Origin of the sequence: Paraclostridium bifermentans (assembly GCF_019916025.1) — a bacterium.
GTDB classification, from domain to species: domain Bacteria; phylum Bacillota; class Clostridia; order Peptostreptococcales; family Peptostreptococcaceae; genus Paraclostridium; species Paraclostridium bifermentans.
In genome coordinates, this window is the sequence record NZ_CP079737.1 from 3,265,960 (window position 1) to 3,278,876 (window position 12,917).

The 12,917-nt window shown below is 26.4% G+C and carries 11 protein-coding genes and 6 tRNA genes; 2 read left to right on the forward strand and 15 right to left on the reverse strand.

Translation table 11 applies throughout. From position 1 onward, the window contains the following. Nucleotides 1-202: 202 nt before the first annotated feature. The 5 genes from KXZ80_RS15830 to KXZ80_RS15850 all read right to left on the reverse strand — a co-directional run bounded on the left by KXZ80_RS15830 (nucleotide 203) and on the right by KXZ80_RS15850 (nucleotide 4,563). Entirely contained in the window at nucleotides 203-973 is a 771-nt protein-coding gene (locus KXZ80_RS15830) for a class I SAM-dependent methyltransferase (protein ID WP_038286060.1), read from the reverse strand. Nucleotides 974-1,099: 126 nt separating this feature from the next. After that, complete coding sequence (locus tag KXZ80_RS15835) at nucleotides 1,100-1,675, reverse strand: YdeI/OmpD-associated family protein (RefSeq protein WP_021434318.1); 576 nt, start codon at nucleotides 1,673-1,675, stop codon at nucleotides 1,100-1,102. Between the two features lie 48 nt (nucleotides 1,676-1,723). Beyond that, nucleotides 1,724-2,203 (reverse strand): 23S rRNA (pseudouridine(1915)-N(3))-methyltransferase RlmH, encoded by a 480-nt coding sequence (gene rlmH / locus KXZ80_RS15840; protein ID WP_021428104.1) that lies wholly within the window; start codon nucleotides 2,201-2,203, stop codon nucleotides 1,724-1,726. Nucleotides 2,204-2,218: 15 nt separating this feature from the next. Beyond that, a complete protein-coding gene (locus KXZ80_RS15845; protein WP_021434319.1) occupies nucleotides 2,219-3,013 on the reverse strand; it encodes an MBL fold metallo-hydrolase in 795 nt (264 codons plus the stop codon). Between the two features lie 86 nt (nucleotides 3,014-3,099). Next, a complete protein-coding gene (locus tag KXZ80_RS15850) occupies nucleotides 3,100-4,563 on the reverse strand; it encodes a M1 family metallopeptidase (protein WP_021434320.1) in 1,464 nt (487 codons plus the stop codon). 98 nt (nucleotides 4,564-4,661) lie between these two features. Here KXZ80_RS15850 and KXZ80_RS15855 point away from each other — a divergent pair, with 98 nt between their 5' ends. Together KXZ80_RS15855 and KXZ80_RS15860 are read left to right on the forward strand one after the other, a co-directional pair. After that, nucleotides 4,662-5,720, forward strand: coding sequence for a DnaD domain protein (locus KXZ80_RS15855; RefSeq protein ID WP_021434321.1), 1,059 nt, complete (start codon nucleotides 4,662-4,664; stop codon nucleotides 5,718-5,720). Between the two features lie 25 nt (nucleotides 5,721-5,745). After that, complete coding sequence (locus KXZ80_RS15860) at nucleotides 5,746-6,741, forward strand: ATP-binding protein (protein ID WP_021434322.1); 996 nt, start codon at nucleotides 5,746-5,748, stop codon at nucleotides 6,739-6,741. A 44-nt stretch (nucleotides 6,742-6,785) separates the two neighbouring features. Here the strand turns inward: KXZ80_RS15860 and KXZ80_RS15865 are convergent, their stop codons facing one another. The 10 genes from KXZ80_RS15865 to KXZ80_RS15910 all read right to left on the reverse strand — a co-directional run bounded on the left by KXZ80_RS15865 (nucleotide 6,786) and on the right by KXZ80_RS15910 (nucleotide 12,917). Beyond that, nucleotides 6,786-7,481 carry an ABC transporter ATP-binding protein gene (locus tag KXZ80_RS15865; protein ID WP_038286063.1) on the reverse strand — a complete coding sequence of 232 codons (696 nt, stop codon included), beginning with the start codon at nucleotides 7,479-7,481 and terminating at the stop codon, nucleotides 6,786-6,788. Then, nucleotides 7,474-10,038, reverse strand: coding sequence for an ABC transporter permease (locus tag KXZ80_RS15870; RefSeq protein ID WP_021434324.1), 2,565 nt, complete (start codon nucleotides 10,036-10,038; stop codon nucleotides 7,474-7,476). Before KXZ80_RS15870 ends, KXZ80_RS15865 begins: the two co-directional genes overlap by 8 nt. A 107-nt stretch (nucleotides 10,039-10,145) precedes the next feature. Next, a complete protein-coding gene (locus tag KXZ80_RS15875) occupies nucleotides 10,146-11,522 on the reverse strand; it encodes an ATP-binding protein (RefSeq protein WP_021434325.1) in 1,377 nt (458 codons plus the stop codon). Continuing rightward, nucleotides 11,516-12,232: a LytR/AlgR family response regulator transcription factor gene (locus KXZ80_RS15880; RefSeq protein ID WP_021434326.1), complete on the reverse strand. Its 717-nt coding sequence runs from the start codon at nucleotides 12,230-12,232 to the stop codon at nucleotides 11,516-11,518. Before KXZ80_RS15880 ends, KXZ80_RS15875 begins: the two co-directional genes overlap by 7 nt. A 174-nt stretch (nucleotides 12,233-12,406) precedes the next feature. Further along, a tRNA-Val gene (locus KXZ80_RS15885) sits at nucleotides 12,407-12,482 on the reverse strand. Nucleotides 12,483-12,488: 6 nt separating this feature from the next. Next, a tRNA-Glu gene (locus KXZ80_RS15890) sits at nucleotides 12,489-12,563 on the reverse strand. 24 nt (nucleotides 12,564-12,587) lie between these two features. Further along, nucleotides 12,588-12,663, reverse strand: a tRNA-Lys gene (locus tag KXZ80_RS15895). A gap of 9 nt (nucleotides 12,664-12,672) precedes the next feature. After that, a tRNA-Thr gene (locus KXZ80_RS15900) sits at nucleotides 12,673-12,747 on the reverse strand. 10 nt (nucleotides 12,748-12,757) lie between these two features. Continuing rightward, nucleotides 12,758-12,834 (reverse strand) — tRNA-Asp (locus KXZ80_RS15905). Nucleotides 12,835-12,841: 7 nt separating this feature from the next. Next, nucleotides 12,842-12,917, reverse strand: a tRNA-Val gene (locus KXZ80_RS15910).

Consider the following 12,917-nt stretch of genomic DNA (forward strand, 5'->3'; position numbering starts at 1 on the left):
GCTAATTGTAACCGCTAAGTTAAAAGGAAAATAATACATATATTGAATATATTCTTACTTATAAAAATAACCTTAGACAATTTTTATAAATGCCTAAGGCTAAAATTCCACTTATTTATTACAGTGAATTTCATATGATACGTTATTGATCACTTTATTATTTTAATAAACATGAGTTATTATTTTATCATTTGTTCTTATCTTATTTTTTTCCGTAAATAACCATAGCATTCCCTAATACCTTTTTATGTAATAATATAGGTGTCAATTTAATTATATATTCAAGCTTTTCAACTTTAATTTCTGAAATTCCAAGTGAACTAATTCTATTAAAGAACTCATCATTTTTCCCAAATATTTTTTCATCAAGGAATAAATCTAGAAATACAAACTCTCCATCTTTTTTAAGAACCCTTAAAGCTTCTTTCAATACTTTTATTTTGTCAGCCTCGTCTTTTACTTCATGAAAAGTTAAACAACTTACTACTATATCAAATTCATTTTCACTAAATGGTAATTCAGATGCACTTGCTTGTGTAAACTCAATTCTATCTGCTACACCTTCATATTTAGCATTAGTTTCACATATTTGTTTTGAATATTCCCAGTCATTTCCCCAGTAGTCAATTCCTACAAGAGATGCTTTAGTAAATGATTTAGCTAGCTTAGTTATAAGCGAAGCACTACCAACACCTATATCTAATATTTTTGCATTTTCTTTATAACTAATCTTATTTACAATCAAATAATGTATTTTTGATTGTAAATTCCCACCTCTATCTGAAAATTGATAATAAGAATATGATATTATAAATAAAATATATAAAAATGGTAAAAGCAAAACACTAGCACTAATACGCAAATATAAATTAATTGGCAAAAATGATACCAATATTAACAATATAGAAATTGCTAAAAAAGTAATTATTTTATTTATTCTTATCCACGTTTTATAAATTGGTTTCTTGTTCATAAATAACCTTTCTTAGTATAAATTTGATACTCGTAAAAATAACCTTAATCATCTAAATTTCTAAATTAAGGTTACTTTTATATTTTATTTAATTTATAACTGCTATTTATCAAAAGTATCATATTTTTAATAATCTAATAACCTACCATTATCATTCCAATCACCATACATTACACCGTCTCTAGTCTTGTCTATAAATTTTTTTAATCTTCTATCGTATACTTCTCTTTGCTTTTTATATGATTGAATATTATCTATCCTTATCCTTTTATATAATTCAGGTAACTTATTAAAATTATCCCATGCAATAGAATCCTCTTTTATTGAATTTATTACATCTTCATCTATGTCAAATGATTTCATTGATATATCAGGTAAAATAGATCTTCCTGATTCTGTCAGCAGTCCTATTTTTTCAAGTCTTCTACATCTTTCCTTATTTAATTCAGTCCATGAACTATTTTTACGACGTGGAGATATGCGTTGAGCAGTAATTCCTTCTTCTATTTTCTTACATGTACTATCTATCCAACCAAAACACATAGCTTCTTCAACTAAATCTAAATATATAAATTCGCCATTAATTTTAGCTTTTCCTCTGTTAACAATTACCCAACATTCCTTTTCTATTTTATGATTTTTATTTAACCAAGCTCTTAGTTCTTCTCTATTTTTTACATTCAATAAATTGTTTAACTCCATAGTATCTCCTCAAAGTCATAATAATACTTGAAATTCTTCTACACTCCGTTATTTATGGTACGGTTCATTATTGTTTATTCTATATGCTCTATAAACTTGTTCTAATAATATTAACTTCATCATTTGATGAGGAAATGTCATCTTAGAGAAAGACAACTTATAATCCGCTCTTTTTAAAACGTCATCTGCTAGTCCTAATGATCCACCTATTATAAAAGTAATATGGCTATTCCCTCTAACAGCTAATTTACTCATAGTATCTGCTAATTCTTCAGATGATAAATTCTTTCCATCTATAGCTAAAGCTATAACATAACTATTACTTTTTACCTTTGATAAAATCTTTTGGCCTTCTTTATTTTTTACAATTTCCATGTCCTTTTCACTTAAACTTTCTGGACACTTTTCATCATCTAGCTCTATCATATCAAGTTTACAATACTTAGATAATCTCTTTTTAAACTCATCTATTCCTAATTTTAAATACTTCTCTTTAAGCTTTCCAACGCTTATTATAGTTATATTCATAAATGTCTCCTGTTTCTATAGTCTATATATATCCGATGCATCTTCTCTTAAAAGAACATCTAACTTAAGATCTTGTCCAACTATCATGTTGTTTTGTAATAAAATTCCCTTAGTTGTTTCATACGCTAATTCTGGAAAATTATTTTCTTTACTTAAATGTGCAAGTAGTATAGATTCTGTTCCTTGGTTAATTAGTTCCACGCAAAACTTAGCTGCTTCTTCATTTGATAAATGTCCTGTTTCAGACATAACCCTCTTTTTTAAAGCATATGGGTAAGAACCCATCATAAGCATGTTTGGATCATAATTAGATTCCAATACTATTAATTTAGATTTATATAAATGTTTCTTTAAGTTTTCTGTTATACACCCTATATCTGTTGCAATAGATATTTTTTCTTGTTTATCATTATAAAAATTATATCCTACAGAATCTGCAGAGTCATGAGATGTTGAAAATGGTCTTATTATTAAATCATCTAACGAATAGGTTTTATCATTTTCAAAAACTTTCATATTTTTATCTTTTATATCCCCTATTTTATCCTTCATTGCACACCATGTTTTCACATTAGCAAATATAGGTATATCAAATTTTCTTGATAATATTCCAGCCCCTTTTATATGGTCTGAATGTTCATGTGTTATAAATATTCCCTTTAATTCATTTGCATCTATATCTAAATCTTTTAAATTAGTTGTTATTCTCTTTCCGCTAAGGCCTGCATCAACTAGAACCTTAGTGTTCTTACATCCAATATAATGACAGTTTCCACTACTTCCACTTCCTATAGAACTGTATTCTATCATGTGGCACCTCTTTCTTTTACAATCATAAATTATATTATACCAAAAAAATAGAGCCTTAAAATATTTTTTAAGGCTCTACCTAAATTTTACTTACATTTCTTTATTATGTTATCTATATCTACTCCATTTTTTCTCCATAACTCCATAAATTGGGATCCATTTGCATTTTTAAATTTATATGTTTCATAATATTCTTTTAATACTTTAAAAAATACTTTATCTCCTACTTCTTCTCTTATGTTATGGAATACTACTGCACCTTTAGTATATACGTTTAAACTATAATCCATTGAATTTTTGTATTTGCTTGAAGGCTTAAACATATCTTGACTAGAGTACGATTTTGATTGTTTTTCCATAGTGCTCATTAATCTTGTAGCTGTTTCTTTACCATATTTTTTTTCAAAGTAAAGCACTGTAGAATATTCAGTTAAAGCTTCATCTAACCAAGGTTCATTAACTTCATCATTTCCAACTACACTATACCACCATTGATGTGCTGTTTCATGAGCTATTACATATTCTAATAAAAATTTATTTTTAGAATTATATAAGCTTTTATCTATCATAGATAAAGTTGGATACTCCATCCCCCCTATGTAAAAATCACTTGCTATAACAGAATATGTATCATATGGATATTTACCAAACATATCGCTGAATATGTCTATAGAATCTTTTGCTATAGTTGTAGATAAATCAGAGAATTTTTTATCTAAATTATAAGTTAATATTTCTGTATCCTTTGTATAATCTTTTTTAATATTAAATTTATCGCTTAAAACAAAAGCAAAATCTCTTACTTTATTTGCTTCTATATTGTACATGGATTTTTTATCACTTGATTTTGATTCTGTCACCTTTCCAGTAGTTCCAAATTTATATTTAGATGGAGCTAAAAGAGTAACTTTATAATTACTTACATCACTATAAAATGGGTCACCTATACTTTCATAGCTTTTTGTATTCCATCCTCTATCATCATACACACAAGCTATAGGAAACCAATTTGTAACGTTTATAGTATCATTTCCATATCCAAATCTACCAACTGAGTTAGGGATCTTTACATTAAATTTCATATCTATAGATACAGATTCGTTTTGCTTTAAAGGTTTGTCCAAGCGTACTTCTAATATGTCTTCTTTATTACCATCAATATTAAATTTAACTTTTTCTCCACCGATTAATATATTTTGCATATCTATGTAACCTTCATTAAATCCATTTGGATATGCTTGTTTCATTTGAGATTTTTCAAATGGAGCAAATTCTTCTTTTGAAAATGCATTTGGGTATATGTGAAAGTAAATACTCTTTAACTCATTTTTAGTATTATTAACGTATTGTACATTTTGATTGCACATCAAACGCTTACTTTCATCATCTAATATTACATCCATTTTGTAAGAACTCATATTCTCTGTTTTTATATTTGAAACAGGCTTATCAGCTTCTTTATTAAAATAAAATAGCCCTCCTAGAAAAATAATACCTACTATCATAAAAGATATAATTTTTCTATTTTTCCTTCTAAAATCAATAATCAATTTTAAATCCCCCTTTGTCGTTAAATGAATATTTTTTTTAATTCTCTACATCATAATTTGTAATAGATTTTATGTTATAATCAATCTGAGGTGATAAAATGTTCTTTAAAGAAGTCAACGAAATAGATTTAGGCCAAACTACTATTGATAACATATTTATAGATATATTTATGCCAATGGCTAATGGATTATACGTACAAGTTTATCTTTTAGGCTATAGATATGCATGTGATGAGACTTCTAACCCTAAGTTTAATAATAATTCTATTGCAAAAAATTTAAATGTACCATTATCTGATGTATTGGCAGCTTGGGATTTTTGGGAAGACAAGAATTTAATAAAAAAACATAAAAATGATGGGCTAGATGATTTTAGTTTTTCAATAGAGTTTTTAGATTTGAAAAAAATATATATTGATAATATACTAAACGCAAATAATTCAGTTAAATCTGATGTTAATACTATCATTAGCATAAATGATAATCCTGAAATTAGAAAAATGTTTAATTCTATAAATCAAATTATAGGTAGACATCTTCAGTCTAATGAAAAGATTACAATTATGGATATGATAGATAAATATAATATGAGCACAGAAATGATAGTATGCGCTTATGAACACGTTAAAGAACAGACTGGAGTTGCTAAACCTGTTAGTTACGTAGAAGGTATAATTAGAAACTGGTATGATGCTAGTCTTTATACTGTTGAAGATGTTAAAAATAGCTTTGCTCAAAGAAGTAAGCGATTTATGATGTATAAAACAGTATTTAATGAACTAGGATTTTCTAGACAAGCTACAAAAGCTGAAAAGGAAATTATGGATGTATGGTTTGATAAATATAAATTTGATATAGAACTTATTTTAGAAGCATGTTCTAAGTCTAAAAATATTTCTAATCCTTCTATAGCTTATATTAACGGAATTGTTAAGAGTTGGAATGATAAAAATATTAAAACGTTAGAAGACTTAAAAACATCAGAAGAAGAATTTAAGAAACAATCAGAATCTAAAAAAGTTAATTCAAAATCTTCTAATGCTGCTCCTAAACAAGTTAAAACTAGATTCCATAATATAAATCAAACTTTTACTAAATATAGTCCTGATGAATTAGAAAAAATACTTCAAGAAAGCCAAAAAGGCAAATTTAGATAAATAATTTTAGGTAGGTGATTAATATATGAAAGAATCAACATTGAGAGATATTCTTACTTCTTATGAGCGAAAAAGAGATCAATCTGAACGTGATTTACAAGAAAGAAAAAAGAAAGTTTACTCTAGAATACCTGAAATTAAACAAATAGATGAGGAAATAGGTAAGATAGGATTAAAACTTGCTAAATTAATTCTTTTAAATCCTAAGGATAAAGAGTCTATACTAAATGAAACTAAAGCTCAAATGAACGAGTTAAAGAAAAAGAAAGAAGGACTCTTATCAGATAATCGTGTACCTAATGGATATTTAGAAGTTAAACACGATTGCTCTATATGTAAAGATACGGGATTTTTAGGAAATGGACATAAATGTAATTGCCTTAAACAAAGAATAATAAATGAGGCTTATCATATGTCTAATTTATCTAGAGTTCTTCATCATCAAAACTTCTCTACTTTTGATGAGTCTATATTCTCTACTCAAAGAGAAGATTCTTCTGGAGTATCTCCTCAAGAAAATATATTAGAGATATTATCTATATGTGAAGGTTTTGTTATGAACTTCGATAAAGATAATGATGAAAATATGCTTTTCTATGGAGACACAGGTTTAGGGAAAAGTTTTATGTGTAACTGTGTTGCAAAAGAACTTTTAGATAAGGGTTACTTAGTTATATATCAGACTGCTTTTAAAATGTTTGAAATCATAGAAGAATATAAGTTTAAAAATTCAGATGATCATATAACAAAAGATAATTATAATAATTTATTTGATTGTGATCTTTTAATAATTGATGATTTAGGAACAGAGCTTACTAACTCTTTTACTAATAGTGAATTATTTAATATTTTAAATACTCGTCTACTATCAGGAAAGAAAACTATAATTTCAACTAACTTATCCCCTATGCAATTAGGAGATATATACGCACAAAGAATATTCTCTAGAATATTTGATAGATTTAGAATGGTTAAGTTTACAGGTAATGATTTAAGATGGGAACAAAAAATGACTAAGTAGAAAATCTCCGTATTTTCTAACTTAGTCATTTTATTTATATAATATTAATTGTTTATATTTAATTTTCCATCTTTAATTTCAACACAAGTATCTGCCATATCAGCAATTTCATTATTATGAGTTATCATAACTAATGTTTGTCCAAAATCTTTCACACAACTTCCTAATAAAGCCATAACTTCTTCTGTTGTTTTACTATCTAAATTTCCTGTTGGCTCATCTGCAAATATTATTTTAGGTTTATTGGCCAAAGCTCTTGCAATAGCTACCCTCTGTTGTTGACCTCCACTTAATTCATTAGGAAATTTATTAATTTTATCTTTAAGCCCTAAATTATCAATTATACTGTCTATGTATTTTTTATCTACTTTTTTATCGTCTATAGATATTGGAAGTATTATATTCTCGTATACATTTATAACTGGTATTAAGTTAAAGCTTTGAAATATAAATCCAAATTCTTCACTTCTTAATTTAGATAATTTATTTTCATTTAAAGTTGAGATATCTTTACCTTTTAACATTACTTTACCTGATGATACAGTATCTAGTCCTGCAATACAATTTAAAAGTGTACTTTTACCGCTTCCACTCGGACCTATTATAGCTGTAAATTTGCCTTTTTCTATAGATAAATTTATATCTTTTAATGCTTGTACTTTATTGGCCCCTTTACCATATATTTTATTTAAATTTGTTATCTCTAATATATTTGTCACAAAATCCCCACCTTTATTCATTTGTACTCAACCCTTCTACTATGCTCATTTTTTCAATCTTCTTTTTACATAAAAATACTGCTATTAAACACATAATTATAGATACTATTAAAAATTCTACACTTTCAAATATAGGTAATGTAAACTTAATAGCTTCTTCAGTTCCTAATCCCTGTTTATATGCTTCATTTGTAAGTTTTGTAAGTTTATAAATGTTATGAGTAGCAAGTATACTAGCAAATATTGATGCAAAAAATGCATACATTATATTTTCCTTTACAATCATATTTTTAAGTTTTTTAGGACTCATTCCTATAGCTCTTAATGTTGAAAGTTCCTTCATTCTAGTCATTATATTAGCTTTTATTATGCACAGTACATTTATAGATGATATTAGTAGTATTAAACTTACGATTACCAGTGTTTCTTTTGTAGTCTTTTCGCTTTGCTTTATATAGAAATTTTTATAATTGTACTTACTTTCAAATTTTGAAAATGAATTGTTTTTTATAACTTTTTCTATTTCATCTTGAGCTTTTTTATCAGTTCCTTTCTCAATTTGTATATTTAATTTATTATAATTTTCTCGCCCACTTATATTTTTAAAATCCTCTTCATTTAATACAACTTTTAATCCACGAGAAAGACCACCTTCTTTTAAAACATAGTCTCCATTTAAAATTCCAGCAACCTCTATCTTTTCATTTTTATACTCTACTTTATTGTTTTTTGTAACAGGAATCTTTATATTTATTAAATCGCCTACTTTCATATCATTTAATAACTTTGTATGAGGGGATGCATTAGAGTAAAAATAATTCGTTACTAAAGCTTTTGGATATTTACCTTTACTTTTATCACTTATATTTTCCCCTTTTTCAATATATTGATTTAAGTCTTTTAAACTCTTATTGCTATTCCCTTCAATATCTACATATTCTTCCAAATCTTTATTTTCATCAGCTATACCATTTACACTTTTATACTCCTTGGTTAAATCTTTAGAGTTAGTTATAAAAATTCCAGTTAACTCAATAATTGGTTTTACACTTTTTACTTCTTTTATTTTTGATATTTTTTCTATTTCATTTTTACTAAATTTAGTAAAATTAGAATCTGAGTTATTAGTATTATGAAATAACTTTATATCGCTATTTCCCATCGTCATAACAGCAATACTACTATTATCTAGGCTTTTATCTTCACTTTTTGACATTGCAATCGTATCTATAAAAAGTACTCCTCCCAAACTTATGGATATAATACACAGTATTGTTCTTATTTTATTTCTCCAAAAGTTTTTGTAAGCCATTTCTCCTGAAAATCCAAAAACCTTTCTTATTAATTTATAACAAAATCTATTTTTCTGTTTTTTATTAAATTTATCACTGCTTCTAATAGCCTCTACAGGCGAAATTTTCCCACTTTTATATATTGGTACTAAACTTGATATAAACACAGCTATAGTAGCCATTAACATAGGCTCATATATACTAGCTTTACTTATGTAAATATTCACAAACCTTCCATAAATAATGTAAAATCCAGCATATGAAGCTAATATTCCTATCAAGAATCCAAATGCAAGACCTAATGCCAATACGCTAATACTTTCTATCGCAATCATAAATCTTACTTTCTTTTTAGATAAACCAATTGCTCTTAATATACCTATTTGTTTTGTCATATCTATAAGAACTATACTAAATATATTACATATAACTAAAGTTGCCGCTAACATTGGATATAACTTTCGCTTCATTGTATATGTTGTTCCCTTTGACATTGAGTAATCATCTAAAACTTGTGTTAGTGATGCATTTACCATAAAATTTGAATCATTTAATCCATATTTATTTATAATTTCATAAGCTTTTCCAATATCTGGTCTAGATGAGTTTAAATATAAAGTTCCACCATGAGTTACTAAATTGTTTGGTAAAATAGATTCATTGCTATTATCTTTAGTAAAAGCCTTTACTCCATAGTATTCATTTTCACTTGCATAACTACTTGAATCTTCATAGTAAGCATCAGGTTTTTTTACTATACCAACAAGTTTGAACTTTTTATCTTTACTAAATATTTGATTCTCATTATTTTTATCAACGTAATACTTTACAATTTTAAAATCAATTTCTTGATTTAAATCATCACTTAAGCCCATTTCTTTTAATGCTTTTTGCTCTATAACTATTTCATTTGAATTTTTAGGATTACTTCCTTTCGATAATTGATATCCATATGAATCTATAAATTTATCACTATATGAATTTAATTGAATTGATGTTCCGTTTTTTCCTACAATCTTACCTAACCCCAAAATATCATTAACTTCAGTTACTTCCTTATCTTTTTTTAACTTATTAACTATATCATCGCTTAAGTTGCTATATTCAACGTGATAGTCACTATAATTTTTATATGCTTCTTTTATTTCTAGTTTACTTTGTGTTTCTGGTATTACATTTAATGAAAATACTAGTATTACAGCTAACGCTATACTTGTTATTAATGCGATAGTCCTTCCTTTTTGCTCTTTCATATAAGCAATTGCTAACTTAAAACTAATCTTCAAAATATACCCTCCCTTTTGTAATTCATATTTATGCCCCTAAAATCAAAAAAATAAGGTGTTATCTTTTACGTTTAAAAGATAACACCTTATTTTTTTTGATTCAATATTTATAGTACAACTGGTACCTTTGTAGCCCCAACTGTCATGTTTTCATCTATAGGTATATAAATTTGTAATAAAAATTTATTTTTAAAATCCTCTATTTCCAAATCTCCATTATATTTTTCAAGTGAAGATTTAACACTTTTTAGCCCTATTCCATGAATAAATTTATCTTTCTTGCTAGTTATAATCTTACTATTTTTTATTTCTAGTTTATTTATTTTTGAATTTTCACAGCGTATAACATAATATGATTTAACAAGTGTTCCCCTTATTTTTATATATTTTTTATCCATAGAAGTTTTATTGCATGCTTCTATTGCGTTATCTAATATATTTGAAAATATGCTACATACATCTGTCATTTCTATAAAATTACATTTAGAAAAATTAACATCACAAGTTAAATCTATATTATTTTCATTACAAATATTTTGTTTTTCATTTAATATAATATCTAATATCATATTCCCAGTATTATGTATTTCTTTGAACTCGTTTAATTCTTTACTCATTTCATTTATATATTTATTTACATCTTCTTTTTCAGAGCTTAAATTTTTTATACAAAATATATGATTATTTATATCATGATAAAGTTTTTTAACTTTATTTTGAGATTCTTGAAGATTTAAATAATACTTGTACTGAATATCTATTTTTTCTTTTAATAACCTCTCTTCACTTTTTTCTTTAATATCTTTAATGATTTTAAAAACTATCATTAAAAGTAAAAAGCTACTTAAAAAGGATAATTTAGGAGTTGTATTTATATTAAATCCATTAACTTGACTATATAGATCAATCTTAACCATATACAAAACACTAGGTAAAGTATTTATAAGCGCTACTGAAAAATTACTTATTATACAACATATTATAATTATAATATTTAATTTTTCTTTATCTATACTTCTCAATTTCTTAATTTTGCTTATATAACACATATTTATAAACATTGAAATTGTATTTTCTATAATAAATATTATAGTTAAATTATGTTCTGATGTAATTAAAGTATATGGTGTACCTCCTGTTATAATAAAATAAGATATATCGAATATAAACCCTGAGATTATATAATTTGCTGTAGTATAAGTTAAGTAATATAATAATGATTTAAAATAACTTACTTTATAATTTAATTTTGCAAATAAAATAAATACTATCCACTTTAAATTATTTATAAAACCATAATATTGAGTTGCCATATTAAACATAATTGTAGCATCTAAAGCTCCTATTAATAAAAATATGATATCTATATAAATTTTTTTGTATTTTTTTACTTCTAAACAATTTAATATTTTAATAAAAATTAAATACTCAACAAATACTCTTGCAAATCTAGCTATATTTGACATTAATTCAACATCTAACATAACTTTTCTCCTAAAGAACTTAAAAACTTATGCTTAAAATCTTTAAATCTATGCCTACTAACTAAAATCTCTTCTTTATTATCTAATATAGCTACATATTGTTTTATATTTTCTACATAATTTATATTCACTAAGAAACTTTTATGACATCTATAAAAATTATGATTTTTTAATTCCTTTTCAATCTTATCCATGGTCATTTTAGTTTCATAAATTTTATTTTCCGTGTGTATAGTCATATCTTTTCTTTGAATTTCAATATAAGTTATATCTTCGATATTTATTTTGTAAGTTTCATTTTTATTTTCAACTAACACAAATTTATCTCTTTTATTTATAACTTCATCTATACAGCTCAAAATATGTTTCTTAAAATCATCATATTGTATAGGCTTTAGTAAATATCTATAAGCCCTTACTTCATATCCTTCTTGTATGTATTCAATAAGTGACGTTGTAAAAATTATTTCTGGTTTATTTTTATCGATTTCTCTTATCTTTCTAGCTACATCCATTCCAGTTATTTCGTCCATCTGAATGTCTAGTATAAATATATCCGCACCTTGATTATAATTATTAAGTAATTCTTCCCCAGTTGAATATATATTTAAATTGTAATCAATATTTTTTTCATATAATATATTTTGTAAAATTTTTTCTATATTTTTTTGATGTTCTACTTGATCTTCGCATAAAATTATTTCTATCATAATATCCCCTGTATATATTTTTTATATGTTTATATAACTATTATACATAATTTGTAAATATTTCTTAAGTTATAATAACTTTTTATAATAAAAACTCAATTTTCAGTGAGCTCATTGTGATTATATAATTTTTTTGAACACAAAAAAACTCTTAGATAAAATCCAAGAGTTTACTGGTGGGATTAACAGGGCTCGAACCTGTGACCCCCTGCTTGTAAGGCAGGTGCTCTCCCAGCTGAGCTATAATCCCAAATGCTGGTGACCCATAGGGGAATCGAACCCCTGTTACCGCCGTGAAAGGGCGGTGTCTTGACCGCTTGACCAATGGGCCATATTATATTTTTACAAAAAAAAATGGTGATCCATCCGCGACTCGAACGCGGGACACCCTGATTAAAAGTCAGGTGCTCTACCGACTGAGCTAATGGATCATCTTTTTTTGGAGCTAGTGATAGGAATCGAACCTACAACCTGCTGATTACAAGTCAGCTGCTCTACCGTTGAGCCACACTAGCAATGTGTGTTTGGCGACCTGGAAGGGACTCGAACCCTCGACCTCCAGCGTGACAGGCTGGCATTCTAACCAGCTGAACTACCAGGCCGCATATATGGTGGGATTAACAGGGCTCGAACCTGTGACCCCCTGCTTGTAAGGCAGGTGCTCTCCCAGCTGAGCTATAATCCC